Here is a 26,650-nt window from a genome sequence, read left to right as displayed (position 1 = left end):
AAGAAAGAGGGATTCTCATGTCATTACATGCACAAAAAATTGCGAAGAAAAAAGAAGACATTATTAAAGCGGCGACTGCGATCGTCACAGAAAAAGGATATCTAGGAACGACCATGGAAGAAATTGCTGCTACCTTGTTAATGACAAAAGGCTCTGTTTATTATTATTTCGATAATAAACAAGACTTGTTGTATCAATGTTTCATCTTATTGCTAAACGAAAGCATTGCCAATATCGAAAAAGTAGAACAACAAAACGTGCCGTTTAAAGAAAAATTACACCAAGCGATGGTTGTGCATATCGTGTATGTATTACGCGAAAGAGGCGAATTTGAATTAGTAACTAAAAAGGAATCTTTTTTCGATGGGGAACAATTAGAGCATATTCTTGCGCTTCGAAATGATTACGAGCAACTATTTGATCGACTTATTGCTGGAGGTGTCAAACAGCGAGTTTTTCTGCCAGTAGACATAAAAATCGTTCGAAATCTTATACTTGGGGCCATGAACTGGATGATTGAATGGTATTCAGAAGATGGAGAAAAAAATCTTGATGATTTTGCCGAGACAAGCGCTAGTTATTTAATGAGACTTGTCTTACATTCTGAAATAGAAAATGGAGGAATAGAAAATGGATTTAAGTAAACTGGTAGCTGTAGTAACGGGCGGGGCATCTGGATTGGGAGCAGGAACGGTTCGGAATTTAGTTAACAGCGGTGCGAAAGTAGCTATTTTCGATTTGCAAGAAGAGTTGGGAACAGAACTTGCTGGAGAATTAGGTGAAGCAGCTATATTTTGCAAAACTGATGTGACAGATGAAGCAAGTGTAACGGCAGCGTTAGATCAAGCGGTAGAAAGGTTTGGTTACGTAAACACGTTAGTAAATTGTGCAGGTATTGGCGTTGCGGAAAAAACAATGGGGAAAAAAGGTCCACATAGTCTGAAATCATTTTCTAAGGTTTTAGAAGTGAACTTAATCGGTACGTTTAATATGATTCGCCTTACAGCTGAAAGAATGTCGAAAAACACACCAAATGAAAACGAAGAGCGAGGCGTCATCGTTAACACAGCTTCAGTAGCTGCTTATGATGGTCAAATTGGTCAAGCGGCATACAGTGCTTCAAAAGGTGGGATTGTTGGAATGACATTGCCTATTGCTCGTGATTTGTCTTCAGTAGGCGTGCGTGTTGTGACAATCGCTCCAGGCCTTTTTGATACACCCGCTTTCCAGGGGCTACCAGAAAAAGCAGTAGATGCATTAGGGAAAATGACGCCGTTCCCATCTCGTTTAGGGAAAGCTTCAGAATTTGGCTGCTTGGTTAATTCTATTATTATTAATCCCATGTTGAACGGTGAAACGATTCGATTAGACGGTGCGATTCGCATGCAACCTCGTTAAAATAGCTTTTTTTGGATGAGCTAGATTTTGTTAACTACGAAGGAGGAATAAATAACATGACGCAGTTATTATCTGTAGAAAAAAATGCTGGAATTGCAACAGTATTTATCGACAATCCACCTATGAACGTGTTGAATCAGCAGGTTATTCGCGAATTAAATAAAGTGTTTTCTGCTTTAAAAGAAGATGAAGAAGTGGTTGCGATTATTTTGACGGGACGGGGAGACAAAGCCTTTGTTGCAGGAGCAGACATTAAAGAATTTCCGGAAAGAACATCTACCAAGCCCAAGGAAGGACCTACAGTTCATGAAATTTTTAACATGATTGAAGACCTCCCAAAACCAACAATTGCTGTATTAAACGGCTATACACTTGGCGGTGGACTTGAACTCGCATTAACGTGTGACATCCGGATAGCAGAAGAACATGCTCAAATTGGTTTGCCTGAAGTGAAACTTAGCTTGCTTCCCGGTGCAGGAGGCACACAACGATTACCTCGATTGGTGGGTCCTGCTAAAGCAAAAGAACTATTATTCACGGGTGATTCGCTGTCAGCAACAGAAGCAGAGCGTTTAGGAATTGTGAATTCGGTTGTTCCACAAGGAGAAGGATTAGCAGCAGGAGCGAAACTCGCTGAAAAATTTGCAAGACAGTCTCTACAAGCTTTGTCTCGACTCAAGAGGCTTGTAAATGTGATGGATGAGCAATCATGGAGTGAAAGTTTGGCGCTAGAAGAGAAATTATTCGAAGAACTATTTGCGACAGAAGATGCCAAAGAAGGCATAACGGCATTTATTGAAAAACGCAAACCTGTATTCAAGCATCGCTAATAAAATAAGTGGAGAAGTGTGGGAGGAATTTTTATGATGAAGAGATCTTTTCTGACCGAAGACCATGAAATGTATCGGGATGCATTAAAGAAGTTTTTGCAAAAAGAAGCGGTTCCTCATTTTGATCAATGGGAAAAAGATAAAATGGTGCCACGATCTTTTTGGGAGAAGATGGGGAAACAAGGTTTTCTTTGCCCTCAAGTAGATGAAAAATATGGGGGTGCAAATGCTGACTTTGGTTATGCGACCGTGTTTATAGAGGAATTTGAAAAAGTAGGTACCGGGTTAACGGGACCTGGACTCCATAATGACATCGTTATTCCGTATATTGAATCTTATGGGTCTGAAGAGCAAAAGCAACGTTGGCTGCCGAAATCATTAACTGGAGAAATTATTTCGTGTATCGCGATGACTGAGCCAAATACAGGTTCTGATTTAGCGGCTATTAAAACAACGGCGATAAAAGATGGCGATGATTATATCATCAATGGGGAAAAGACGTTTATTACGAATGGCTATAGTGCGGATATCGCAATCGTTGTTTGCAAAACAGATCCAACTGCAGAGCCAGGCCACACAGGAATTAGTTTAATTGTGGTAGAAGCTGGTACAGCTGGATTTACAAAAGGTAAACAGCTAGAAAAAGTAGGACAACATGCAAATGATACAAGTGAGTTAATTTTTAATGACGTCCGTGTACCTAGCAGTCATCTATTAGGTGAAGAAGGAAAAGGCTTCTTGTACTTAATGCAAAAACTACAGCAAGAAAGATTGATTATTTCTATTTCGAGTATAGCGTCGATCGAAAGAATGTTAGACATTACGATGGATTACGTGAAGCAAAGAAAAGCTTTTGGAAAAAGAGTTAGTCAATTTCAAAACACGCAATTTAAGTTGGCTGAACTCAGTTCAGAGCTGCAAATTGGTCGTGCTTTCGTCGATAAATTGATTGAAAATCATATGGCTGGAACAGATATCGTGACAGAAGTATCGATGGCAAAATGGTGGACCACGGATTTAGCGCAAAAAGTTGCCATTGAATGTATGCAATTGCACAGCGGATATGGTTATACAGAAGAATACGAGATTGCAAGACGTTATCGTGATGTGGCAGTGACATCTATTTATGCCGGTACAAACGAAATCATGAAAGTAATTATTGCTAAAAACTTAGGAATAAAATAAACGTCAATTTATTAGCAAAGGAAGAGGTATATGGGACTTTTAAACAATTTAAAAATACTCGATTTTTCAACGTTATTGCCAGGTCCATTTGCGACATTGATGTTAGCAGATTTAGGCGCTGAAGTTTTGCATGTGCAACGACCGACAGAAGAAAAATTAACATCAATGGAAAACTACCTCAATCGTTCTAAAAAATCAATTGCGTTAAACTTAAAAGACGAAACTTCAATCGAAAAACTCAAAGAACTTGTAAAAGAGTACGATATTGTATTAGAACAATTTCGACCTGGTGTAATGGACAGGCTAGGTCTAGGTTATGAGCAATTAAAAAAAATAAATCCTAGAGTCATTTACTGTTCGTTAACAGGGTTTGGTCAAACAGGTCCATACCGTGATCGTCCTGGTCATGATATTAACTATGTGTCGATCGCTGGACTAGCAAGTTATTCAGGTACGGAACGGGACGGACCGGCAAATGTCGGAACGCAAATTGCAGATATTGCAGGAGGCTCTTTGCATGCGGCGATTGGTATTTTATCTGCTTTTATCTACCGCGAAAGAACCGGTGAAGGGCAATCACTGGATATTAGCATGACAGATTGTAGTATGTCATTAAACGCTATAGCGGCTGCTCCTTATTTGGTGGATGGAGAAAAACCGGCACCCGAAAAAATGCTATTAAACGGCGGTACATTTTATGGGTATTTCAAAACTAAAGACAATCGATACGTTTCAGTCGGTAGCCTAGAACTGAAATTCCGTATTCTATTATGTGAAGGGCTAGGTCGAACAGATTTAATTGAACTGTCTATGAGCCAAAAACCAAACGACATCGCTGACTTTAAACAAGCTGTAAAAGAATCATTTTTAAACAAGACATTTAAAGAGTGGAACGAGATTTTCGGTGAAATTGAAGCATGTGTAGAACCCGTACTGACATTAGAAGAAGTAATGCATCACCCGCATTCGATGGAGCGAGAGATGTTCGTAGATGTACCAGATTTACAAAACGGATTTCAAAAACAAATTGCTTGTCCAATCAAATCATCGGTTTTCACTCCAGAATATAAACATATTGGATTAAGGGCAGGCGCAAATAATCGTGAATTCTTTTGAAAGATTATTCCTCCAATCAGATCATTAGTAGGAACAAATAGGGTCTCTATTTGTTCCTACTAATGGTTTTTTTATATGTAAAGGCGTTTAAGTTCAAAGAGTTCAGGCTAGAGACCATTTTAAAGCTTTAGGGGATTGTCAAATCTTCTCCATAAGCAGAATATTTTACTTTATATACCCCTGGTGGTATATTGAGTTTATAAAATGATTGAAGGGAATTGATGATATGTTATTAAGATATTTCTACGATGATAATTTAGCGCACGCTTCATATGTAGTAGGCTGCCAGGCAACAGGAGAAGCAGTAGTAGTAGATCCAATGCGCGATATAAGTGCTTACGAAGAGCTTGCTGCAAAAGAAAACTTGAATATTGTCGGTGCTCTTGAAACACATATCCATGCGGACTTTGTTTCAGGTTCACGTGAACTTGAAAATCGTTTTGGTGCAAAATTATATCTGTCTGACGAAGGTGATGCAGATTGGAAATATCAAAATATCGATCATTTACATCACCAATTAGTAAAAGGTGGCGATCAGTTTAAAATCGGGAATTTGATTTTTGAAGTGATGCACACCCCGGGCCATACACCAGAAAGTATTTCATTTTTACTAACGGACCGCGGTGGTTCGGCAGATAAAGCAATGGGTATTTTCACTGGAGACTTTGTGTTTGTAGGAGACGTTGGTCGACCAGATTTACTTGAAAAAGCTGCAGGTGTCGAAGGAACTTCTAAAGCAGGCGCTAAAGATATGTTCGAATCACTTGAGCGCTTTAAAAAACTACCAGATTATCTTCAAGTGTGGCCAGCTCATGGTGCAGGAAGTGCATGTGGGAAAGCGCTTGGCGCCGTACCTTCTACTACTGTAGGTTATGAGAAAATGTTTAACTGGGCATTGCAATACGACGAACTTGAAGCGTTCCAAACAGAATTATTGGATGGTCAACCTGAACCACCTGCTTACTTCGCTGTGATGAAATCAGTGAATAAAACAGGTGTAGAGTTAATGAAAGATTTACCAAAACCACAAGTGATTGGGTCTGCAGATGAGTTGAAGAAACTAATTGCGGATGGACAGCAAGTTGTTGATTTACGTGCTTCTGCTCTATTCGGCAATGGCTATATTCCTGGAACGATTAACATTCCGTTCAATCAATCATTTGCCAATTGGGCTGGGTGGATCGTGGATTACAACAAGCCGCTTTACCTGCTATTAAATCCGGAGTCATTAGAACAAGTGGTTGGGGTATTGCGCTCTGTCGGTATTGACGGAGAAATTAGCTACGGAGATGTTTCGAAGCTAATTGAAGAAGCGGGAGAACTAGAATCATATAAGAGCGTGTCTCCTGAACAAGCGAAAGAAATGATCAAAGACGGCAAAGCCAATGTGCTGGATGTTCGAAATCAATCTGAGTACGATGAAGGTCATATTGAAGGAGCCAATCACATTATGATCGGTACATTAAAAAAACGATTGGATGAAGTTCCGGCAAGTAAAACCATTATTGTACAATGTCAGTCTGGAGCGCGTTCAGCGATTGCTACAAGTCTTCTTAAAGCAAATGGTTTTGATGATTTGGTTAACCTTTCAGGTGGCTATTCAAAGTGGAAAGAAGAACTATCGGTTTAGCTATGAAGTTTGAGAGAAATTAAAAATCATAAGATTAACTTGTGAAAAAGGAGCGATGAAATGATAACAAGTGCACTGCTGATTGGGTTGCCAGTTTCCATGGTAGCCTACAGTGTCTATAAAAGACACATGCCGGTCCACGGAATAAAACAAGAGCAGCTGGATCAAATTGACGCTGACTCTTGTGCTTTGTTGGATGTCCGCGCCTATAACGTATCCGATAAAGAATTGGTTTCTGGAGCCTTTAATCTTCCTATATCCTATTTCACAAGAGGTTATCGAGAAATACCGAAAAAATCTATCCATTTGATTGCAGAAAACCAACTAGAGAAAAACTTGGCGACTCGTCTGCTTCATCAAAGGGGATTCCACGTAACGAGTTATAGTTTAATAGGAAAAGACAAGATGCAAACGGCATGTTGTTAATTCGAAAACTATGTAAATGTACCTTAATTTACATAGTTTTTTTGTATTTCAAAATAATAATTTCGTTTTAAGAAACTGTATATTCGGTGAATTACTTAAAAGTTGTGCGGACTGTGTACTTTCCTATAAAATAGTTTTTACGTCTAGATATGAAAGAGGGAAATGGATGAAAAAACCTGGATTGACTGTAAAAGTGTTGACTGGACTTATCCTTGGGGCGATCGTTGGTTTGTTGATAAACCTATTCACACCGGGATCATTTGAAGCAATAAATACCTATTTATTTGTGCCACTCGGCCAAATATTTTTAAGTTTGATTAATATGCTCGTTGTACCACTTGTCTTGTTTTCTATTATACTCGGAACGGCTGGTCTTGGAGACCCTGCCAAATTAGGGCGTATTGGGATTAAAACAGTTTCTTATTTCTTGGTGACAACTACCATTGCGATTATTATAGGACTATCATTAGCGGCTGTTATTCAGCCTGGGCTTGCAGGAGACTTTGATCTGTCCTCTGCTGAGTTTGAAGTAACAAAAGCGCCTTCAGTTGGTGAGACTTTATTGGACATGATTCCGACCAATCCGATTGCGGCTTTAGGAGAAGGCAATATGCTGCAGATTATTGTTTTTGCTGTGTTTATCGGACTGGCATTGACGGCTCTTGGCGAAAAGACCAAAGGACTTGTCCATTTGTTTGAACAAGGCAACGATGTCATGATGTACTTAGTTGGCGTCGTGATGAAATTTGCTCCTTACGGTACATTTGGTTTGATCGCTACGGCGGTTGGATCTCAAGGGTTTTCAGCGATGAAAGCGATGGGATCTTATATGTTGGTGATTTTAGCTGCACTTTTCGTGCATGCAATCTTCACTTACGGAGGAACGATTAAGTTTTTAGCAAAGAAAAACCCGATTTGGTTTTTCAAAAACTTCGCCCCAGCAATGAGTGTAGGCTTTAGTACATCGAGTAGTACAGCAACTTTGCCGATTTCGATGGAAGTGGCTCAAGATAAATTAGGTGTGCCCAAGTCTGTTAGTTCGTTTGTTCAACCTCTAGGTGCTACCATCAATATGGATGGAACAGCTATAATGCAAGGGGTTGCAACAATGTTCATCGCACAAGCATACGGAGTTGAACTGTCCACGATGGATCTTGTCACGGTCGTATTAACTGCTGTGTTAGCGAGTATTGGTACGGCAGGGGTTCCAGGTGTCGGCTTGATTATGCTTGCCATGGTGTTGAGCAGTGTTGGACTTCCACCTGCTGGTATTGGTTTAGTAATCGGAATTGACCGTCTATTGGATATGACGCGTACCGCAATTAACATTTCAGGAGACGCTGCCTGTGCAGTTTATGTAGCAGAAACTGAAAAGAATAGAGAGTTACGAACAAAAAACATGAATGCTTAATATAAGAAGGACAGAGGCTGTCTCATAAACCTCTAAAATAAAACAGACAGAAAAAAGGAGTTCCTTTTTCTCTGTCTGTTTTTTGAATTTTCATGGAGAATGTAAAATAGGGGCCACTGTTACACTACTGAACTCGGTGTGCACTTTTCAAGGTTCTTAGGTGAAATATCCGGAAAGTTCGATTGTCCTTGATCGGACGGAAGACACTTTCTACGTCAATTTTGTGTCACTTATTCATCTTCAAAAATTGTGTTGGCCTTTGCTACGGAAAGCATCCGTAAATATTCTCCGATTCTGTCGCATACAAAAGAGCTAGACTCACAAGTCATTGTTCATAAGCTTTTGAGACAGCCCGTTTTTCATGAGTAGATAAAAGTATGTAGCATTCAATTGCTCTTGATTGGATAGATGGAAAATGTTCACATTGACAAGAAAATCGCTCCATTATATAGTATGTGTAACCGGTTACACATTGGTACAAGAACGGAGTCGTTTTGCATGACTACTATCAAAGACGTTGCGAAAAAAGCAGGAGTTTCAGTAGCGACAGTTTCACGGTTTTTAAACAACAGCGGTTATGTCAGTACAGAAGCTGCTCAAGCGGTAACTGTTGCAGTAGAAGAGCTGAAATACGAACTGAACCCGATTGCACGCTCATTGAACACGAAAAAATCAAATCTGATTGGTTTGATTTTGCCAGATATCACCAATCCTTTTTTTCCGGAACTTGCACGAGCAGTTGAAGACGTTGCGTTAACCTATGGCTATACAGTCGTGTTATGCAATTCAGACGAAGATCCCGAAAAAGAAAAAAACTACATTGAGACATTAAAGAAAAAATACATTGCTGGATTTATCGTAACTTCTAACCAACTAGATGCTCCGCATTATGCGAACGCCAATGTACCAATTGTGGCATTAGATCGAACAATTAATGAGAAAATACCAACGGTCTCTTCAAATAACAAAGAAGGCGCAATCATGGGAACGAATGCACTGTTAGAAAGGGGATGCAAACACATCCTATTTCTTAGAGGTCCAGAGAAGTTAAATCCGGCGAACGATCGTTATGAAGGATTTATGGAAGCCATTCAACGTTCGAATGTGCGGTATCAAGTTGTTACATGTCCTTTTCATTTTGCAGATTCACAAAAAATTGTTGAACGCATACTCCAAGAAAATCCGCTAATTGATGGAATTTTTGCCAGTAGCGACGTTTCAGCAGCTGGTGCTTTAAAAGCAGCAGGAACTGCTGGAAAGCATGTACCCGACGAATTGCAAATTGTCGGTTTTGATGGAGTTGCAATGGGAGCGATGTTATCACCAGGATTGACTACGGTCGCACAAGACGTTTATAAAATGGGTGCAGTTGCAACGCGTGTTTTGATTAAACGCATTGAAAATAAGAAGATCGAACAAAATTTTTATGAAGTTCCGGTGAAGTTAGTCATTCGAGGAACAACAAGGAGCGTGGTGGAATGATTACTGTAGTTGGCAGTATTAATATGGATTTGGTCGTTCAAACAGACCGCTTTCCAAAGCAAGGTGAAACAACTCTAGGAACTTTGTACACGACAGTACCAGGTGGCAAAGGAGCAAACCAAGCTGTAGCAGCTGCAAGGTTAGGCAATGAGGTCCAGATGATAGGCGCAGTCGGACAAGATGCATTTGGGACCGAACTAGTAGCTGGACTTGAGAGCGAAGGGATTCAGGTTGAATCAATCAAACGAATCGATGGTGCCAGTGGTATCGCCAATATTCTCCTATCCGAAGGAGACAATCGTATTATCGTTGTACCAGGGGCCAATCACAGTGTAACAGCTGAAGAGATAGTCGCTTTTACTGAACAACTAGCGGCTAGTGATTTGGTTATTATGCAATTAGAAACGCCGATTCCTGTTATTCAGCAGACATTAAAAATTTGTCATCAACATGGCGTACCGAGTATTTTAAATCCAGCTCCTGCAAGTGGATTTACAGCTGATTTCCTACCATATTGCACCTACCTAACGCCAAACGAAACAGAAGCAGAAGAAATTTTTGGTGACAATTGGGAAAAGGCGCTGGAAGAATATCCAAACCGTCTTGTCGTCACACTTGGACAAAAAGGCGCACAGTTTTATGACGGACAAAAGCATGTCCTAGTTAAAGGTTTTTCTACTAAAGCAGTTGATACCACTGGAGCGGGTGATACATTCAATGGTGCACTAGGTGCGGCATTAGTAGAAGGCCAGGGGTTTGAAGAAGCGGTCCGTTTTGCTAATGCTGCGGCATCTTTATCGGTAGAAAAATTTGGTGCACAAGGCGGTATGCCGAATCGAGCAGCTGTCGAAGCGCGGATGACAGGTGAGCGTTCATGAAAAAGCACGGCATGATCAATCGTGACATAGCGGGTGCATTGGCTCTTTTTGGGCACACTGATTTGCTGGTGATTGGTGATTGTGGTTTACCCATTCCAAAAGGAGTTTTATGCATCGATTTGTCTTATAAAGTAGGGGAACCGGCATTTTTAACGATATTGGACGCTGTTCTTGCAGACTTTGAGGCAGAAGCTGCATTTATTGCGCGGGAAATAACTAACGCTAATCCCCAAGTAGAGCAAGAAATTATGAAGAAGTTAAAAGCTGATTATATTACGCATGAAGAATTGAAAGTTCTCAGTAACCAGGCAAAATTGATTATCCGCACAGGAGAAGCGACACCGTATGCCAATATTGTCCTTCGCTCTGGCGTTATTTTTTAAAAAGGCAGGTGACTACGATGATTACTATGACGGATATCTCCAAATCGTTTAATGGCAATAAAGTATTGAAGAATGTTCATTTTTCTTTAGAAAAAGGTGAAATTCATGCGCTGATGGGCGAGAACGGCGCAGGCAAGTCAACCTTGATGAAAGTGATGTCTGGAATTTACACGCGGGATTCAGGCACGGTTGAAGTAAAAGGGCAGCAAGTCAATTTCACTTCACCAAAGCAGGCAGAGAATGCAGGCATTGCGGTAATTCATCAAGAGCTGAACATTCTGCCTCATCTGTCGATTTCAGATAATTTATTTCTTGGGCGCGAAGAAACAATCGGCCGGACAGGAATATTAAAAAACAAACAGATGGAAAAGAAGACACACCAAATCCTGCTAGACCTTGGATTGGATATTAATCCAGCTGACCCGGCAAGTACACTATCAGTTGGAAAGCAGCAAATTGTAGAAATTGCGAAAGCGTTATCGGTGGATGCAGAAGTCATTATTATGGATGAACCTACTGCAGCATTAACTGATCGTGAAATCGAGAGTTTGTTTAAGACGATTCGTGAACTTCAAAAACGTGGGGTATCTTTTATTTATATTTCTCATCGTATGGAAGAAATATTCTCACTATGTGACCGAATTACGATTTTGCGCGATGGTGAGTTTGTTGGAGAGCGGAAAATTAGTGAAACTACATTTGATGAAGTTGTCCAAATGATGGTTGGTCGCGAACTTGGAGAACGTTTTCCAGAGCGGAGATCAGAACTTGGAGAAATTAAGCTAGCTGTAAAAGGTTTGTGTCGAAAAGGATGCTTTGAAGATATTTCCTTTGAACTGCGAAAAGGTGAAGTATTATCAATTGCTGGACTTATGGGAGCAGGTCGTACAGAAGTGGCACAGGCGCTGTTCGGTTATAAGAAATTTGAGCGTGGTGACATTGAATTCGACGGCAAAAAAGTGAAGCTTGATACACCTAAAAAAGCAAAGGAAATGGGTATTGGTTATGTAACGGAAGATCGGAAATCAGAAGGACTCGTTGTCGATTTTTCTGTGGAAGAAAACGTGAGCATGACCAATTTTGGAGCCATCTCCAAAAACGGATTAATTTCCAAAGACAAAGAACGTAAACTTTATGATTCTATGGTCAAACGTCTTAGAATCCGAACCTCAGGACCTAACCAAGCCGCAAAATCGTTAAGTGGTGGAAATCAGCAAAAAGTAGTGATTGCAAAATGGCTAGGCATTGAACCGCAACTGCTGATTTTAGATGAGCCAACACGCGGCGTTGATATTGGTGCGAAAAAAGAAATCTATTCGATTATCAATGAGCTAGCTGAACGAGGTGTCGCGATTTTAATGATTTCTTCAGAGTTGCCAGAAGTCATCGGCATGGCTGATCGCGTCTTAGTCATGCATGAAGGCAAAATAACAGCGGATTTATCCAAACATGAAATGACACAAGAACGAATCATGCATTTTGCTACAGGAGGTGGAAAACTTGCAGTTGAAGACTAATCATCAATCCATAATTCAAAAGGTAGCACCATTTATTGGGTTAATTCTTATTATGGTAATTATCACGATTTTAAATCCAGACTTTTTATCTGTATCCAATTTAATGAATGTGCTCCGACAAGTATCCATTAACGCGCTGATTGCTTTCGGAATGACTTTTGTTATTTTGACAGGAGGCATCGATTTATCTGTTGGTTCGACTCTTGCATTAACGGGTGCCGTAACAGCAGGAATGATGGCCAGTGGAATCGATCCGATTTTCGCCATGTTACTCGGACTTTTGCTTGGTGCTGTTCTTGGAGCAATTAACGGAATTATTATTGCGAAAGGAAAAGTTGCACCATTTATCGCTACGTTAGCAACGATGACTATTTATCGTGGACTGACATTGGTATACACGGATGGTCGTCCAATTTCAGGCTTAGGCGATAGCTTAACTTTCCAAATGCTGGGTAAAGGATATTTCCTTGGAATTCCCATTCCAGTAGTAACCATGATTGTTAGTTTTGGGATCTTGTATTTCATCTTGAAAAAGACAACGTTTGGTCGTCGTGTTTATGCAGTAGGTGGCAACGAAGAAGCATCCATTTTATCGGGGATCAATGCAGATCGGATAAAAATTTACGTCTACTCACTGCTTGGGTTACTCGCAGCACTCGCTTCGCTCATTTTAACGTCACGGTTGAATTCGGCTCAGCCGACTGCTGGCGAGATGTTTGAACTTGATGCCATCGCAGCTGTAGTACTTGGTGGAACAAGTCTGACAGGCGGTCGTGGATGGATTGTGGGTACATTAATTGGTGCCTTGATCATTGGGGTACTGAATAATGGCTTAAATCTTATCGGGGTTACTTCCTTCTTCCAACAAGTGGTGAAGGGTGCAGTCATATTATTAGCGGTTCTTCTGGACCGTAAAAAAACAGCATAAGGGGTGTAGGAAAATGAAAAAATTGCAATTGGGGTTCATGTTAATGGTAATGATAATTTTGGCGGCTTGTTCAATGGATGCTCCGGGATCAAGTTCTGATGAGGAAAGCGATGACAGCGGCGAAGCAAACGGTGATTACACAATCGGTTTTTCTATTTCAACGTTGAACAACCCATTCTTTGTTACATTGAATGAAGGTGCAGAAGCAAAAGCGAAAGAATTAGGTGCAACATTAACTGTAGTAGATGCACAAGACAATGCTTCAAAACAAGCAAGTGACGTAGAAGATTTAATCCAGCAAGAGGTAGATTTAATCATGATCAATCCGGTTGATTCTGAAGCGGTTGCAGCTGCAGTTGAATCAGCCAATGCTGCAAACATTCCAGTCGTTACGGTTGACCGTAGTGCTGCGGGTGGAGAAGTCGTTTCTCACATTGCGTCAGATAATATTGCGGGTGGAGAAATGGCGGCAGAACATCTTATTTCAATTGTAGGCGAAGGCGCTAAAGTTGCGGAACTTGAAGGAGTTCCAGGATCTTCAGCTGCACGTGAGCGCGGAGAAGGCTTTAACAACATCGCTGCAGACAAGTTGGATATTGTGGCTAAGCAAACCGCGAACTTTAACCGTGCTGAAGGCTTATCCGTCATGGAAAATCTTCTTCAAGCAAACCCGGACATTACGGGAGTGTTTACTCATAATGATGAAATGGCCTTAGGTGCTCTTCAGGCAATAGAAGCTTCAGGAAAAGATATTGCCGTAGTTGGATTTGATGCTACAGAAGATGCTGTAAAAGCGGTGGAAGAAGGCCGTCTTGCTGGAACAGTTGCACAAAAACCTGGAATGATTGGTGAAATGGCTGTTGAAGCGGCTGTTCAATCACTTGATGGTAAAGAAGTAGAAGCATCCATTCCAGTTGAGTTGGAATTGATCAAATAACCAACCATTACTGGTTGTCACTAAGCTGTAGCTTTCTCGAATCATTTGAGAAAGCTACAGCTTTTTGTATGTAGAAATTACCGTAAAGGGTTACTGCAATATGTTTGGCGACTGACTATTCAGACTTCTGTTATACTAGTGTTAAAAGCAGTATGGGGGGTCAGTAGATGAAACATGTATGGACAGTGAAGTACAGGGAACATACAATTTGCGTCATCAATACATGGACCAATGAAAAATTGTTTGTCGATGGTGTTTTACAGGATGAGCAGGTCGGCTTGTATTTCACTTCTCGATTAGTTGGAAAAGTGAAAAATGAAGACGGTGAATACGAGGATATTAAAGTATCGCTTAGTACTAGTTTGTGTAGAGTCCAATGCCGCATGTTTGTTGGAGAGCGGCTAATTTATACAACAAAATTGCAAATGGGTGGATGACTGTGGAACAAAAAACGACTAGAAAATATGCATATAAATAGTGGGAATCTGCAAGAGTCAAAGCTCATGCAGGTTTTTTGCTGATTGTTCAAACGAATGTTGATAAACGAATTTCTAGTATTCTACAGTGAAAGTCTGTATGTTTAATCTATTCAGTTTTTTGAGGGGGTATACATAAATGAAACCAATTATTGGTCTTACCGCGTCTCTTGAACTAGGGCGGGATGAATATGGTATCGAAATTGCTGACACTGAAGCAATTTTAGCGGCGGGAGGTCTGCCATTCATGCTTTGTCACTTAACGGAAAAAGCGGACATTGACGAAATTGCTGAACATATTGATGGCTTGTTTTTGGCAGGAGGCTACGACATTGACCCAACCGTATTTGGTGAAGAGCCACATCCAAACCTAGGTGTCATCATTCCGTCTCGTGATGCATTTGAATTAGCGTTAGCCAAAAAAGTAATGGCGTTAAACAAACCCATATTAGGCGTATGTCGAGGAGCTCAAGTAATAAATATTGCTGTGGGTGGCGATATGTATCAGGACATCTCTACACAAGTAACAGCAGATTTGGTGCAACACCAGCAAAGAGCACCACGGTTTCACGGCTCTCATTTTGTTGAGGTCGGAGAAAGCACGCTTCTGCACCGATTAACAGGGATGCGGCGGTTAAAAGTGAATAGCCGCCATCATCAGGCAAATCGACTGGTACCTAAGCCTCTGATCATTAGTGGGGTGTCGATTGATGGCATTGTAGAAGCGATTGAAAGCACACAGCACCTCTTTGTTTTAGGAGTGCAATGGCATCCTGAAAATATGGCAAGAGTTGCAGACTCAGCATCGCTCGGAATTTTCAACGGATTTATCGAAGCATGCCGAGAAGAAGGAGATGAATAGATGCAAATTTTCGATACACATTGTGATGCGCTTCTAAAGCTGCAGGTAGCAAAACGAAACGCATTATTTAACGGAGAGTTGTTAGACTACCAACATTCAGATTTACTGGATACCAATTTCAACCGGCTCAAAGCGGGAGGTGTAAAAGTACAGTTTTTTGCTGTTTTTGTTCATCCAGACTTTCCATCTGATGAAAAATGGCAGCATGCACTCGAACAAATCGATCTTTTTTATAGTGAAATCCTTGAAGGAAATCCATTGATGAAGCACATCAAGAATTGGCAAGACATCGAGTGGCTAAAAGATGATGAAATTGGCGCGGTTTTGACGCTTGAGGGAGCGGATGCGTTTGGTAACGACTTGGCAAAACTTCGCCATCTTTACCGGTTAGGTGTGCTGTCAGTAGGGTTGACTTGGAACAACGCCAACCTATGTGCTGATGGAGTTGGCGATCCACGTGGTGCAGGTTTAACAGTGCTAGGAAAAGAAGTAGTTCTTCTCAATAATGAACAGCATGTTTTTACTGATGTTTCTCATTTATCCATAAATGGATTTTGGGACGTGATGGAACTAGCAAAATATCCAATTGCCAGCCACTCGAACGCCCGTGCTCTTTGCGATCATCCGCGCAATTTGAATGACGAGCAAATTCGAGCGATGTTCAAAAATAATGGAATGATCGATGTCGTGTTTTGTCCGCAGTTTATTAACAAAGACAGTGATCAAGCGACAATACCGGATTTGATTCGTCATATCGATCATCTTTGTTCGCTTGGTGGAGTTCGCCAAGTGGGCATTGGATCAGACTTTGACGGAATTTCCTCGTACATTACAGATCTTAATAATGCATCCGAATTTCCTAACCTGATTGACGCGCTACAAAAACACTATACAGCTACAGAAGTAGAAGGCTTTATGTATCGGAATTTTCTTGAACACCGTCCCGGAATTTAAATCTATAAAACGATGGTCACATAAGTAATCCCTTTCACATAAATGCGAAAGGGATTTTTTTAATATTTATTCATAGAGGATTCCGTATTTTCGATAGAAGCCTCACCTTGTGCGACGGCTTCAGGTGAAGCAGCTAGTCGACGTCTATGCAAAATTGCGTTTATTTCAGCGCCAATGACTAAAATTAGACCGGTCAAGAAGAACCACAGCATCAAGACAATGAGTCCTCCAAGGCTGCCATAAGTCGCGGAATAACTGCCGAAGTTTGACACATAGATGGAGAAGCCAAATGACACGACTTGCCATAAAACAGTTGCGATGACAGCGCCGATAATAACTTCTTTAAACGGAAAGTTTTTATCGGGAGCAAATTTGTACATGAATGCCAAAACCATACTCATGACTGCGATCGAAATGACCCAACGTAAAACTTGGAAAATGATTTCAGTTTGTTCAGGAAGATTAAAGAACGATTTAATCATATCGATAATCGTACCACCGAAGATAGGTAAAATAAGTGCAACGATGACCGCAATTAGCATGCCTAGTGTTAACACAATAGCTGTTGCTTTCAATTTGATAAACGAACGCGTTTCTTCAATGCCATAAGCTTGGTTGGTAGCATTAATAAAAGCAGACAGCGCATTCGACGCAGACCAAAGCGTACCCAGTATACCAAATGTCAACAAGCCACCTGATGGCGTAGTGACCACACTCACAATTGTATCTTGGAATGTAGAAGCCACTTCTCCTGGTAGTATGGTACCGATGAAATCTACGGCACGTTGTGGATCAATTTGCAGATAAGGCAAAATTGCCAGCAGCAAAATCAACAAAGGAACAATGGCTAGTAAATAATAATAAGCTTGTGCTGCAGCTAATGTTGTCGCGTTATCTTTTTTGAATTCATTGCCGAGCTCTTTAACAAATCCCATAGCTTTACTCATATGACGCCCTCCATTTAAAAAATTAGTTACTTTGTATATGCCCTATTAAAGAATACATTAACCCTTAAATAGTAATAAAAGAATAATTACAAAGCCACGACAAATCATTTAGTCCGAAAAAAAGGAACTGTCCCATAAGTCCCTAAAAAAAGAAGAAGAAAAAGAATTTTTTTCTTCTTCTTTTTTTAGAGTGAGTGCCCTGAAAGCAGTTGGCGGATGCCGGCTACTTTCAGGAGATTGTGGATCAATGCCACAATCCCGAAATTTCATCGAGGTCCTGGAGTAGCAATCGTCGGAATGGACATCAGCCTTTTCTCACAAATGCAAAAAAGAGCTGTCCCAAAAGTCATGAAAATGACTTTTGAGACAGCTCCTTAAAGCTTATTTCGGCAATAGATCACAGGCGACTTTTAAGATATGGTGATTCTCCATTTCAACAATAGACCATTGACAACCTTTTTTTACAAAGCGATCACCAGTCTCAGCTTCAATTAGCTGATGTTGTATCCATCCCGCAATCGTATCAATATCTTCGCTGTCTTCAAACTCAAAATCGAAACGTTCTTCCAAATCTTTTAACAGGACGCGTCCGTTTAGAAGATAGCGTGTCTCGCTTTCCTTAATAATTTCCTCATCTTCTTCTTCATCAAACTCATCTCGGATTTCTCCGACAATTTCCTCTAGTATATCTTCCATTGTAATCAAACCAGAAGTCCCACCATATTCATCGATGACAAGAGCGATATGCGTGCGATCTTTTTGCATTCTTACTAAGGCATTTTGAAGCGGTGTTGTTTCATGGAAATAAGGGAGATCGTGAATAAGTTCCAACATTTCAAAATGCCCGTTAACAGCATAATGCGTCAACACTTCTTTCGCATTGATAAATCCAATTAAATCGTCTTTGTCTCCGTCTTTTGCGATAGGATAACGTGTAAAACGATGGTCACGGATTTCAGCTAGAAGTTCCTCAGCTGATAAGTCATCTGAAAAGGCAATCATCTGAGTGCGAGGAATCATCACATCTTTTGCACTGCGTTCATCAAAAGCAAAAATATTTTGCATATAAGACAATTCAGTTTGATTGATTTCCCCACTTTGGAAGCTTTGAGCCATAATAATTTTCAACTCTTCCTCTGAATGAGCTTGATCTTCTTTGGCAGGTTCCACACCAAAAATCCGTAACAGAATACGAGCAGAGCCATTCAGAATGAAAATAAACGGATACATGATTTTACCAAACCAATAGAGAAAAGGTGATAATAATAGCGTCATGCGTTCAGCAAATTGAAGCGCTAGCGATTTTGGAGCCATTTCCCCGATGACAACGTGCAAAAATGTCACAAGCGAGAAAGCGATAAAAAATGAAATGACAGTAGAAGCGGAAGAAGGAACATCGAGCATTTCGAACAAAGGCAGCAAGAGCCGTTCAACAGTAGGTTTCCCTAACCAGCCTAATCCAAGAGCGGTAACAGTGATACCAAGCTGACAAGCTGACAAATAATAATCAAGATCACTGGTTATTTTTTTGACCAGTACGGCTTTTTTGTTTCCTTCATCAATCAATTGGTCGATGCGCGACATCCGGACTTTAACGACGGCAAATTCCGAGCCGACAAAAACAGCCGTTAACGCGATTAGTAAGACGAGTAAAGCTAGATTCAATATAAGTATGGGGTCCAATAAATTCCCTTAAATAAGGGATTCACCTCCGAAAGTAGTTGTTGAAGTTAAATTTACCATAATTTTACCGTTAAATATAGAGTAAAGCTTAATGCTCAGCAATGATCTGACGCGTGAGTTCTTTCACATCAATGGCTGTATCCTCATTAATTACATCATCTAGCATAACATTTTTAAAATAGCCAACACTCGTAGGTAGCGGCAGGCCGAGCAGTTTAGTCAAAGCAATTCGATACATAACAACAAACTCCTTGTCGGTATTCCCGCGTTTTAACTCTGCAAAAGCTTCGTAAAATTGATCGAGTTTATCTGCCATCTCCAGCAAACGTCCTTCAATCGTTGCGTCTTTTCCTTCTTTCATACGGTCGAAAAAGACATCGCGGAATTCTTCTGGAATCTCACGAAGGATAAATTTCTCCATCATGCCTTCCTCCACTTTCGCAATCATTTCTTTTAATTCGGGAGATGCGTATTTGACAGGTGTTTTAATATCACCAATAAACACCTCTGCGAAATCGTGATTGATTGTTTTCTCATACAATGATTTCCAATCAATTTCTTGACCGGAACGTTCTTCGATTGTTGCAAAAAACATAGCATACTGACTGACTTTCCAGGAATGTGCTGCAACATTATGTTCTTCAAACTTAAACATTCCAGGTGCCCGAATAATTCGTTCCAAATCATTCAATGAAGTAAAAAAACGATGAATTCCCATAAAAACGCCTCCTCTAAAAACAACTATATAGGTTGAACTAATGATTGCCACTTGTCGATATTCCGCAAACCAGCCTTCTTGCCAGAGCCATGCCCAAAGCGATGTAGAAAAGTCGCGTTCTTTCATTTAACAGGGATGAATTCCTATACATAGGTAATTTTCCTATCTTCAGCATACACGATTTTTAGTATAATAAAAATGATACTGAAAAAGCACGACAAAGGAGAAAAAAAGCATGACGGGTAAAACACATATTATCGGTGGCATAACAGCAAGTCTTGCTTTTGCACAAATTACGAACTATGAACCAGTTCTTTTAGTAGGAGCAGGTGTGCTTGGGGCAGTGATTCCAGACATTTGTCATGGCGGGAGCAAAATCGGACGAAGCCTGCCTGTTCTTTCAAAAATAATCAATGGTCTTTTTGGTCACCGTACATTTACGCATAGTTTATTGTTTCTGGCACTAATCGCATGGTTACTAAGCAAATTCATGCCGGTTGAAGCTATTTCAGCAGGATTGTTAGTAGGAATGATCAGTCATATTGTATTGGATATGGCAACGAAAAGAGGCGTTAAATTCTTTTTTCCATTCAAGTGGACGGTTCGTTTTCCAATAACCGCTACTACAGGAGGCGCTTCTGAATCTTTGGTTTTCGCTCTTCTGTCTCTTCTGACGGTGTACTTTGGATACGGTGTTCTTCTTGCGCTCTAAGTGTTTCACTTTTAGGCCTTAGGGATATAAAAGCAAAAATTGATAGCAATATAGGAGTTGAGGGAAGACGATTTTAAATCGTCTTCTCTTTTTTGGAATTTTTTAGCGGAAAATAGAGTTATCTTAGTTTTTAACCTTGTTTCTATTGATAGAAAACTATACAATTACAGGAATAAATATTCAACAAATTCTGAAAAAAATGGAGGGATTGTATGATTGCTGCAACATGGAATTGGATGTGGGAAAAGCATGATCAGGCCAAAGATACATTTCGTCTTTTTACCAACCCAGGAGCAGGTATTCCTGATGATCGTGACCGGGCAGAAGATGCCGGATCTTACGATGAACGTAAGAAAAACCGCAGCTATAATACACCTCAGTTAATTGGCTTGTTTCTCGGTCCGCTGCTATTTCTTTTAACTTTGCTTTTTTTTAATCCTGAAGGACTACCGCCTGAAGCGAGAGCGATACTGGCTAGTACTATTTGGATTGCGACTTGGTGGATTACGGAAGCTATTCCGATTCCCGCAACATCGCTTCTGCCCATTATTCTTTTTCCAATGACCAACGGGCTTGATGTAAGCGCTACAACTTCGGCATATGGCAATGATACAATTTTTCTTTTCATGGGTGGCTTTATGATTGCTTTGACAATGGAAAAATGGGATTTGCATAAGCGAATTGCCTTAACGATTATTTCAGTCATTGGTACAAACACAGAACGCATCATTCTTGGCTTTATGGTGGCTACTGGTTTCTTATCCATGTGGATTTCCAATACAGCGACGGCCATGATGATGGTACCCATCGGTTTGGCCATTATCTATCAAGTATCAGAAGCGCTGAAAGATGACGCTTCAATTGATACCTCAAAAGAAAATTTTGGTTTTGGTAAAGCACTGATGCTTGGAATTGCTTATTCTGCTTCACTTGGCGGGATTGCGACATTAATCGGAACGCCACCAAATACACTTTTAGCAGGGGCAATCAATGAAATTTACGGGATTGAGATTACTTTTGCTCAGTGGATGCTATTTGGTGTACCACTGGCGTGGATTTTTATTTTAGTTGCTTGGGTTTATCTAGTGAAAGTGGCTTATCCGCAAAAGTTGAAGCATTTACCAGGAGGAAGCGAAGTAATCCGCCAACAGAAAAAAGACTTAGGCGTAGCTTCTTATGAAGAAAAAGCAGTCTTTGTGGTTTTCGTAGCAGTAGCGCTTGCTTGGATTAGTCGTTCGTTTGTTCTCGATGCTTTTGCACCCAACCTGGAAATGACAGATGCGATGGTCGGTTTAATCGCCGCAATGATTTTGTTCATTATTCCATCCAAGAATAGAAAAGGTGATAATTTGTTAGACTGGGCGACAGCAGTCAAGTTGCCTTGGGGCATTTTGTTGTTATTTGGTGGAGGGTTAGCTATCGCTGCTGGATTTACCAATTCAGGTCTTTCTGAATGGATTGGAAACCAATTGATTGGACTGCAAGGTGTGAATGTTTTAGTCATTGTGTTGGTCGTAGCGGCTCTTGTGTTATTCCTGACTGAGATCACTTCAAACACGGCGACGGCTTCGATGATGTTCCCAATTATGGCATCACTTTCAGTAGCTCTTAGCATTCATCCGTATGCATTGATGGTCACTGCGGCCGTTGCAGCATCTTGTGCATTTATGTTGCCAGTTGCAACACCACCGAACGCAGTCGTTTTTGGCTCCGGCTATTTGAAGATTTCAGATATGGCTAAAGCTGGACTTGCGCTTAATATCTTTGGCATTTTCTTTGTTGGACTCGCCGTATTCTATTTCTTGCCGCTGGTTTGGGGCATTGACTTACTAACGATTCCAGATGAATTTCTAAAATAGCATTATTCATAGTAAAAGCAGGCTTACCTTCCGGTAGAGCCTGCTTTTTTTCTGTAAAATGCAACAGCTGCTATGTAAAGAAGTGGCAAAATGGCGGTAAAAAGAACAAGACCTGTCCAACCACCAGAGGTCCATAAAGGACTTAATAGGGAACTTCCGGCTGCGACACCCGTGTAGTAAGCTACTAAATACAAACTAGAAGCACTGCCTTTATGGTGAGTTGCTTGTTGACTTACAGAAGCAGCAGTTAAAGAGTGAGAGGTAAAAAATCCAAGGCAAGTTACGCAAAGGCCGACAACAATCATCCAAAGGTATGGACTAAGTGTCATAAAAATTCCAACTGATAAAATAAACACGCCTGCTAAACGAACATTGCGCAAGCCAAACTTTTCAGCAACTCGACCAGCTATTGGTGAACCGATAACACCAATCCCATACGCAAAAAACAAATAGGATATGGCCTGTAGCGACATTGTAAAGGGAGGCGCCTCTAAATAAAAAGGTAAGTACGTCCAAATACCCGTAAAGGAAATTTGCAAAATTGTACCAAGACCGAAGACGATGAGTAGTGCAGGATTTTTTAAGTGAAACAAGAAGCCTTCTATATCTTTTGCAAAGCTTACTTGGCTAGAGTTAAAATTTCGTGATGGCGGCAGTAAATAAAGGACAACAACGAATATGAAAAGTCCCGTCACGGCAAAAGCATAAAAGGAAATTTGCCACGAGAAATGGTCAGTTAGGAAGCCCGTTAAAAACCGTCCCAACATCCCGCCGAGCGCGTTACTAGAAATATAAAGAGCAGTGGCATAGGCAATATTTTTTCTATCGATTTCCTCGCTGATATAAGCAAGTGCTGCAGCAGGAACACCTGCCAGCGCAAAGCCTTGGATAAAACGAAGAATTAGCAGGATAGAAAATGAATCGGTCAAAGGAATGACGAAAAAAGGAATGGCTGAACCGAGTAAAGAATAAATGATATACGATTTTCTACCGTTACGATCAGAAAAAAATCCGAGAATAATGAGTCCAAGTATTAAGCCGATAATGGTTAGTGATAAAGACAAGCTAGCCGTAGAGACCGGAACTTGAAATTCTTCTACAAAAACCGGAAGCAAGGGCTGTACAGCGTACATGTTCGCAAAAATAAATAAAGAAGCAAACAGAAGACTGAGGATGATTTTCCAAAACTGACGGTCTTTAACAGTATAGCGTTGCGAATCCATAGGTCACGTCCAATCGATACTCACTTTTTTGTCTTAAGTAAATCAAAGAAATGACTTAAGAGTGAAGAGGCTTCATTGTTTTCTATTCTACATAAGTTTATCGAAAGATTTTACTTTTTCAGTTAGATAGATGTGAAAGTTGATATTTCACAACGAGAGCGAGGAGGAGAAATAGAGACTTTACGTTAAATTTCAACAAAATAAACAATTACAAAAGTAAACTTTCTCATCATAATGGAACAAAAAACCCGCATGCACAAAGGCAGCGGGAAAATTTTATAGTTTATTGAAGAAAGAAAGAACTTGTTTTTTTGTAGGTTCTTGCAAACGGTAGCGCAATTCTTTGTTCTGGGTATTAACGATATGATAGGCCGGATTTTCAGCAACTGTGAATTTCCAATGGGGTTTGGTATTTTTCTTTTTAATTTGAAGTTCAGGAAGCATCATCTTTTTAGTGAAGCTTTCAAGTTTCGCCATTAAAAAGGTATCCATGTACCGTACGAGCAAAAAGCCTTGTTGACGTTCCGGATCGAACTTCGCCAAATTGAATTCACTGACGTCAAATCCCTTTTCATATCGCTGAACAGACGGGGACAGTACAAAACAATCTTCATTCATAAAGATAGTTGAGTTTCCTTGTTGTTTCAGCCCTAATTCTTCAACCAGAAAATCCTTGTTGACGAGACTCATTTCGCGTGCAGTAGCCATGTGATTCCTCCTAATATAACTCGTTGTTCTTCTATTATAACACTATTTAGCCATTTAAGGGACCTTAACGAATTTTCCGTTGATTTTGAGTCTAAGAGAGTGCAAAGGCTCAGGGCTATCGATTTAAAGGGATAAAGAGCGGTACTAAAAGTCAAGCCAGAGCAGGACGAAAAAACTAGAAAAGTGAATAGTGTTACAATCTTAATATGTCATAAGTTGTCTGAATTTTATCCTCGTAAAAGACAAAAAGGATAAAAGAGTGAATTTTCTGTTATATTTATAGTAAATGATAAACAGAGGAAGGAGCGATTGAGATGTGTGGAAGATACTCGCTGTTCACTGATTACGCAGTATTAATTGAGCGTTTTACTATTGAAACGTCAAAAATTGATCAACATAGCTATTCAAAAAGCTATAATGTAGCACCTTCGCAACAAGTCCTATCAATCATCAATGATGGAGACAAAAATCGCCTTGGTGAACTCCGCTGGGGGCTGATTCCTTCATGGGCAAAAGACGCGAAAATTGGTTATAAGATGATCAATGCCCGGGCAGAAACGGTAGCGGAAAAACCTAGTTTTCGCAATGCTTTTAAAAAAAGACGCTGTTTGGTAGTGGCAGATTCCTTTTATGAATGGCAGCGCGCGGGCGCAGAAAAAATTCCAATGCGAATCAAATTAAAAACTGGAGAACCTTTTGCTTTTGCAGCTATTTGGGAATCGTGGACAGGACCTGATAACAAAACCATCAATAGCTGCTCGATCATAACGACAAGTTCAAATGCTTTAATGGAATCTATTCATGATCGAATGCCTGTTATTTTATCAAAAGAAGACGAAAAAACTTGGTTAGACCCACATGTGGAAGATATTGAGATATTAAAGAACTTGTTGAAACCTTACCGAGCTGAAGATATGGAGGCGTACCGTGTCTCTGAAGAGGTCAATTCTCCGAAGAACAATAAACCCGAATTGATTGAAAAAGTTGGCTGAATCAGGGAACCTTTACTGATCCAACTAGTCAAAGGGGGAATAACAATGAAGAGTGGCTTGGTATTAGAAGGTGGCGGAATGCGCGGCGTTTATACTGGGGGAGTGCTTGAAAAGCTACTAGAAGAAGAAATTTTTGTGGATTACGTCATTGGGGTCTCGGCAGGTGCTTGCCATGCATCTTCTTACGTCTCTAGACAAACCGGTCGTAACCGGGAAGTGACCATTGGCTATGTGAACCACCCCGAATATATTTCAATTAAGAACTTGCTGACTAAACGTGAGCTTTTTGGCATGGATCTGATTTTTGATAAAATTCCAAACAGTTTAGTGCCTTTCGATTACGACGGGTTTTACACTTCAACAGAAGAATTTGTAGTAGGTACCACAGATTGTCAGACAGGAAAAGCGGTATATTTTGAAAAGCAACGTCGACCCGAAGATGTGTTGACAATCGTCAGAGCTTCTAGTTCTTTGCCTTTAATGTCGCAGCCAGTAAAGTTTGACGGTAAACTATTGATGGACGGCGGTATTGCGGACCCACTTCCAATTCGTAAAGCACTATCAGATGGGGTGACCAAACCAATCATTATCTTAACTAGAGAAAAGGGCTATCGAAAAAAAAAGAGTCGATTTGCGAGAATTCTACCATCGTTTGTCCGCAAGTATCCTGCTATTGCAAAGACAATGGAAAATCGGCACCTGTATTATAACGAAACGATGGAATTTATTGAGAAGTTGGAAAGTGAAGGTTTGGCTTTAGTCATCAGACCCTTTAACTTGTATAAGATCAAAGGCATCGAACGAGATCCTAAAAAGCTCGAAATTTTGTACAATCAAGGCTATCAAGATGCGACTGACAAATTCAATGAAATACTTTCTTTTCTTCAAAAATAACTTTTGCAATTTTGGAAAACACATCGTGGTAAAATTAGTTGAGGTGATTGATTTATGATTTGCAAACTAAATCATCAAGATGAACAAATTGCTAAAAATATTCAGCAAATCCAACAGCAGGCTTACCGTATAGAAGCTGAAATGATGGGCTTTTATGGAATTCCACAGCTCCATGAACCAATTTTGGAAATCCAACACAGTACGGAAATATTTATCGGATTCAACGAAGAGCAATTACAAGGAGTCATTTCTTATCGGGTCGAAGAAGGACTGATCGATATCCACCGGCTAGTTGTTGCCCCTTGTTATTTCCGAAAGGGTGTTGCTAAACAATTAATCGAATATGTATTGAGAAACTACCGGGGATATGAATTCATCGTTAGTACCGGTACTGCAAACAAACCGGCAATTGCTCTTTATCAAGCGTTTGGTTTTCAAGAAAAACGGCTAATTGAAGTAGCACCCGGTATTTATTGCACACAATTTAGCTTGAGCAATTAA

Annotated in this window: 27 protein-coding genes; 22 read left to right on the top strand and 5 right to left on the bottom strand. The window is 40.3% G+C overall.

Translation table 11 applies throughout. The features are described 5' to 3' along the window. Positions 1-17 precede the first annotated feature (17 nt). The 17 genes from FQ085_RS04585 to FQ085_RS04505 all read left to right on the top strand — a co-directional run bounded on the left by FQ085_RS04585 (position 18) and on the right by FQ085_RS04505 (position 16,413). The gene (locus FQ085_RS04585; RefSeq protein WP_149456037.1) at positions 18-644 is read left to right on the top strand and encodes a TetR/AcrR family transcriptional regulator; all 627 of its coding nucleotides are present in this window, start codon (positions 18-20) and stop codon (positions 642-644) included. Continuing rightward, on the top strand, positions 631-1,398 hold the full coding sequence (locus FQ085_RS04580; protein ID WP_149456036.1) for a 3-hydroxyacyl-CoA dehydrogenase: 768 nt from the start codon (positions 631-633) through the stop codon (positions 1,396-1,398). Before FQ085_RS04585 ends, FQ085_RS04580 begins: the two co-directional genes overlap by 14 nt. A 56-nt stretch (positions 1,399-1,454) precedes the next feature. After that, positions 1,455-2,228: an enoyl-CoA hydratase/isomerase family protein gene (locus FQ085_RS04575; protein WP_149456035.1), complete on the top strand. Its 774-nt coding sequence runs from the start codon at positions 1,455-1,457 to the stop codon at positions 2,226-2,228. A 36-nt stretch (positions 2,229-2,264) separates the two neighbouring features. After that, a complete protein-coding gene (locus FQ085_RS04570) occupies positions 2,265-3,413 on the top strand; it encodes an acyl-CoA dehydrogenase family protein (protein WP_149456146.1) in 1,149 nt (382 codons plus the stop codon). 30 nt (positions 3,414-3,443) lie between these two features. Further along, complete coding sequence (locus FQ085_RS04565; protein WP_149456034.1) at positions 3,444-4,529, top strand: CaiB/BaiF CoA transferase family protein; 1,086 nt, start codon at positions 3,444-3,446, stop codon at positions 4,527-4,529. Positions 4,530-4,755: 226 nt separating this feature from the next. Beyond that, positions 4,756-6,159, top strand: a complete 1,404-nt coding sequence (locus FQ085_RS04560) for an MBL fold metallo-hydrolase (RefSeq protein WP_149456033.1) — start codon at positions 4,756-4,758, stop codon at positions 6,157-6,159. A 60-nt stretch (positions 6,160-6,219) separates the two neighbouring features. Further along, a complete protein-coding gene (locus FQ085_RS04555; protein ID WP_149456032.1) occupies positions 6,220-6,585 on the top strand; it encodes a rhodanese-like domain-containing protein in 366 nt (121 codons plus the stop codon). Between the two features lie 166 nt (positions 6,586-6,751). Beyond that, on the top strand, positions 6,752-7,996 hold the full coding sequence (locus FQ085_RS04550) for a dicarboxylate/amino acid:cation symporter (protein ID WP_058384297.1): 1,245 nt from the start codon (positions 6,752-6,754) through the stop codon (positions 7,994-7,996). A 498-nt stretch (positions 7,997-8,494) separates the two neighbouring features. Continuing rightward, a complete protein-coding gene (locus FQ085_RS04545; RefSeq protein ID WP_058384298.1) occupies positions 8,495-9,478 on the top strand; it encodes a LacI family DNA-binding transcriptional regulator in 984 nt (327 codons plus the stop codon). Beyond that, positions 9,475-10,356: a ribokinase gene (gene rbsK, locus FQ085_RS04540; RefSeq protein WP_058384299.1), complete on the top strand. Its 882-nt coding sequence runs from the start codon at positions 9,475-9,477 to the stop codon at positions 10,354-10,356. The genes FQ085_RS04545 and rbsK overlap by 4 nt, the downstream gene beginning before the upstream one ends. Next, positions 10,353-10,739 carry a D-ribose pyranase gene (rbsD, locus tag FQ085_RS04535; protein WP_058384300.1) on the top strand — a complete coding sequence of 129 codons (387 nt, stop codon included), beginning with the start codon at positions 10,353-10,355 and terminating at the stop codon, positions 10,737-10,739. Before rbsK ends, rbsD begins: the two co-directional genes overlap by 4 nt. A 17-nt stretch (positions 10,740-10,756) precedes the next feature. Further along, the gene (locus FQ085_RS04530) at positions 10,757-12,256 is read left to right on the top strand and encodes a sugar ABC transporter ATP-binding protein (RefSeq protein ID WP_058384301.1); all 1,500 of its coding nucleotides are present in this window, start codon (positions 10,757-10,759) and stop codon (positions 12,254-12,256) included. Further along, positions 12,240-13,184, top strand: coding sequence for an ABC transporter permease subunit (locus tag FQ085_RS04525; RefSeq protein WP_058384302.1), 945 nt, complete (start codon positions 12,240-12,242; stop codon positions 13,182-13,184). The genes FQ085_RS04530 and FQ085_RS04525 overlap by 17 nt, the downstream gene beginning before the upstream one ends. A gap of 13 nt (positions 13,185-13,197) precedes the next feature. Continuing rightward, positions 13,198-14,121, top strand: coding sequence for a ribose ABC transporter substrate-binding protein RbsB (gene rbsB / locus FQ085_RS04520; RefSeq protein WP_149456031.1), 924 nt, complete (start codon positions 13,198-13,200; stop codon positions 14,119-14,121). 167 nt (positions 14,122-14,288) lie between these two features. Beyond that, positions 14,289-14,558, top strand: coding sequence for a hypothetical protein (locus FQ085_RS04515; protein ID WP_058384304.1), 270 nt, complete (start codon positions 14,289-14,291; stop codon positions 14,556-14,558). Positions 14,559-14,736: 178 nt separating this feature from the next. After that, positions 14,737-15,459 (top strand): gamma-glutamyl-gamma-aminobutyrate hydrolase family protein, encoded by a 723-nt coding sequence (locus tag FQ085_RS04510; protein WP_149456030.1) that lies wholly within the window; start codon positions 14,737-14,739, stop codon positions 15,457-15,459. Next, positions 15,460-16,413 carry a dipeptidase gene (locus FQ085_RS04505; protein ID WP_149456029.1) on the top strand — a complete coding sequence of 318 codons (954 nt, stop codon included), beginning with the start codon at positions 15,460-15,462 and terminating at the stop codon, positions 16,411-16,413. Between the two features lie 59 nt (positions 16,414-16,472). Here the strand turns inward: FQ085_RS04505 and FQ085_RS04500 are convergent, their stop codons facing one another. From FQ085_RS04500 to FQ085_RS04490, 3 genes are all read right to left on the bottom strand, one after another. Next, on the bottom strand, positions 16,473-17,360 hold the full coding sequence (locus tag FQ085_RS04500; RefSeq protein WP_149456028.1) for a YihY/virulence factor BrkB family protein: 888 nt from the start codon (positions 17,358-17,360) through the stop codon (positions 16,473-16,475). A gap of 381 nt (positions 17,361-17,741) precedes the next feature. Next, positions 17,742-19,043 carry a hemolysin family protein gene (locus tag FQ085_RS04495; RefSeq protein WP_058384308.1) on the bottom strand — a complete coding sequence of 434 codons (1,302 nt, stop codon included), beginning with the start codon at positions 19,041-19,043 and terminating at the stop codon, positions 17,742-17,744. A gap of 88 nt (positions 19,044-19,131) precedes the next feature. Then, a complete protein-coding gene (locus FQ085_RS04490; RefSeq protein ID WP_058384309.1) occupies positions 19,132-19,761 on the bottom strand; it encodes an HD domain-containing protein in 630 nt (209 codons plus the stop codon). Positions 19,762-19,996: 235 nt separating this feature from the next. On the opposite strand from FQ085_RS04490, the gene FQ085_RS04485 reads away from it, so the two are divergent. Next, positions 19,997-20,473, top strand: a complete 477-nt coding sequence (locus FQ085_RS04485; protein WP_149456027.1) for a metal-dependent hydrolase — start codon at positions 19,997-19,999, stop codon at positions 20,471-20,473. Between the two features lie 212 nt (positions 20,474-20,685). Further along, on the top strand, positions 20,686-22,332 hold the full coding sequence (locus FQ085_RS04480) for an SLC13 family permease (protein ID WP_058384311.1): 1,647 nt from the start codon (positions 20,686-20,688) through the stop codon (positions 22,330-22,332). A gap of 23 nt (positions 22,333-22,355) precedes the next feature. Here the strand turns inward: FQ085_RS04480 and FQ085_RS04475 are convergent, their stop codons facing one another. Both FQ085_RS04475 and FQ085_RS04470 read right to left on the bottom strand, forming a co-directional pair. Continuing rightward, positions 22,356-23,555, bottom strand: a complete 1,200-nt coding sequence (locus FQ085_RS04475) for an MFS transporter (protein WP_058384312.1) — start codon at positions 23,553-23,555, stop codon at positions 22,356-22,358. A gap of 276 nt (positions 23,556-23,831) precedes the next feature. Then, a complete protein-coding gene (locus FQ085_RS04470; protein ID WP_058384313.1) occupies positions 23,832-24,263 on the bottom strand; it encodes a hypothetical protein in 432 nt (143 codons plus the stop codon). A gap of 314 nt (positions 24,264-24,577) precedes the next feature. Here FQ085_RS04470 and FQ085_RS04465 point away from each other — a divergent pair, with 314 nt between their 5' ends. The 3 genes from FQ085_RS04465 to FQ085_RS04455 are packed head-to-tail and all read left to right on the top strand — an operon-like array spanning position 24,578 to position 26,650. Continuing rightward, the gene (locus FQ085_RS04465; RefSeq protein ID WP_058384314.1) at positions 24,578-25,255 is read left to right on the top strand and encodes an SOS response-associated peptidase; all 678 of its coding nucleotides are present in this window, start codon (positions 24,578-24,580) and stop codon (positions 25,253-25,255) included. 39 nt (positions 25,256-25,294) lie between these two features. Next, positions 25,295-26,149, top strand: coding sequence for a patatin-like phospholipase family protein (locus FQ085_RS04460; RefSeq protein ID WP_188074719.1), 855 nt, complete (start codon positions 25,295-25,297; stop codon positions 26,147-26,149). Positions 26,150-26,203: 54 nt separating this feature from the next. After that, entirely contained in the window at positions 26,204-26,650 is a 447-nt protein-coding gene (locus FQ085_RS04455; protein WP_149456025.1) for a GNAT family N-acetyltransferase, read from the top strand.

It is taken from the genome of Planococcus sp. ANT_H30, assembly GCF_008369335.1.
Taxonomy (GTDB): Bacteria; Bacillota; Bacilli; order Bacillales_A; family Planococcaceae; genus Planococcus; species Planococcus kocurii.
The sequence above is the reverse complement of the archived record's forward strand: the minus strand, read 5'-3'. Positions and strand labels throughout refer to the sequence as shown.

What these genes read in the sequence shown, in the direction of transcription:
- FQ085_RS04585 (WP_149456037.1), top strand. Translation starts at nt 18, where the DNA reads ATGTCATTACATGCACAAAAAATTGCGAAGAAAAAAGAAGACATTATT.
- FQ085_RS04580 (WP_149456036.1), top strand. Translation starts at nt 631, where the DNA reads ATGGATTTAAGTAAACTGGTAGCTGTAGTAACGGGCGGGGCATCTGGA.
- FQ085_RS04575 (WP_149456035.1), top strand. Translation starts at nt 1,455, where the DNA reads ATGACGCAGTTATTATCTGTAGAAAAAAATGCTGGAATTGCAACAGTA.
- FQ085_RS04570 (WP_149456146.1), top strand. Translation starts at nt 2,265, where the DNA reads ATGAAGAGATCTTTTCTGACCGAAGACCATGAAATGTATCGGGATGCA.
- FQ085_RS04565 (WP_149456034.1), top strand. Translation starts at nt 3,444, where the DNA reads ATGGGACTTTTAAACAATTTAAAAATACTCGATTTTTCAACGTTATTG.
- FQ085_RS04560 (WP_149456033.1), top strand. Translation starts at nt 4,756, where the DNA reads ATGTTATTAAGATATTTCTACGATGATAATTTAGCGCACGCTTCATAT.
- FQ085_RS04555 (WP_149456032.1), top strand. Translation starts at nt 6,220, where the DNA reads ATGATAACAAGTGCACTGCTGATTGGGTTGCCAGTTTCCATGGTAGCC.
- FQ085_RS04550 (WP_058384297.1), top strand. Translation starts at nt 6,752, where the DNA reads ATGAAAAAACCTGGATTGACTGTAAAAGTGTTGACTGGACTTATCCTT.
- FQ085_RS04545 (WP_058384298.1), top strand. Translation starts at nt 8,495, where the DNA reads ATGACTACTATCAAAGACGTTGCGAAAAAAGCAGGAGTTTCAGTAGCG.
- rbsK (WP_058384299.1), top strand. Translation starts at nt 9,475, where the DNA reads ATGATTACTGTAGTTGGCAGTATTAATATGGATTTGGTCGTTCAAACA.
- rbsD (WP_058384300.1), top strand. Translation starts at nt 10,353, where the DNA reads ATGAAAAAGCACGGCATGATCAATCGTGACATAGCGGGTGCATTGGCT.
- FQ085_RS04530 (WP_058384301.1), top strand. Translation starts at nt 10,757, where the DNA reads ATGATTACTATGACGGATATCTCCAAATCGTTTAATGGCAATAAAGTA.
- rbsB (WP_149456031.1), top strand. Translation starts at nt 13,198, where the DNA reads ATGAAAAAATTGCAATTGGGGTTCATGTTAATGGTAATGATAATTTTG.
- FQ085_RS04515 (WP_058384304.1), top strand. Translation starts at nt 14,289, where the DNA reads ATGAAACATGTATGGACAGTGAAGTACAGGGAACATACAATTTGCGTC.
- FQ085_RS04510 (WP_149456030.1), top strand. Translation starts at nt 14,737, where the DNA reads ATGAAACCAATTATTGGTCTTACCGCGTCTCTTGAACTAGGGCGGGAT.
- FQ085_RS04505 (WP_149456029.1), top strand. Translation starts at nt 15,460, where the DNA reads ATGCAAATTTTCGATACACATTGTGATGCGCTTCTAAAGCTGCAGGTA.
- FQ085_RS04500 (WP_149456028.1), bottom strand. Translation starts at nt 17,360, where the DNA reads ATGAGTAAAGCTATGGGATTTGTTAAAGAGCTCGGCAATGAATTCAAA.
- FQ085_RS04490 (WP_058384309.1), bottom strand. Translation starts at nt 19,761, where the DNA reads ATGGGAATTCATCGTTTTTTTACTTCATTGAATGATTTGGAACGAATT.
- FQ085_RS04485 (WP_149456027.1), top strand. Translation starts at nt 19,997, where the DNA reads ATGACGGGTAAAACACATATTATCGGTGGCATAACAGCAAGTCTTGCT.
- FQ085_RS04480 (WP_058384311.1), top strand. Translation starts at nt 20,686, where the DNA reads ATGATTGCTGCAACATGGAATTGGATGTGGGAAAAGCATGATCAGGCC.
- FQ085_RS04475 (WP_058384312.1), bottom strand. Translation starts at nt 23,555, where the DNA reads ATGGATTCGCAACGCTATACTGTTAAAGACCGTCAGTTTTGGAAAATC.
- FQ085_RS04470 (WP_058384313.1), bottom strand. Translation starts at nt 24,263, where the DNA reads ATGGCTACTGCACGCGAAATGAGTCTCGTCAACAAGGATTTTCTGGTT.
- FQ085_RS04465 (WP_058384314.1), top strand. Translation starts at nt 24,578, where the DNA reads ATGTGTGGAAGATACTCGCTGTTCACTGATTACGCAGTATTAATTGAG.
- FQ085_RS04455 (WP_149456025.1), top strand. Translation starts at nt 26,204, where the DNA reads ATGATTTGCAAACTAAATCATCAAGATGAACAAATTGCTAAAAATATT.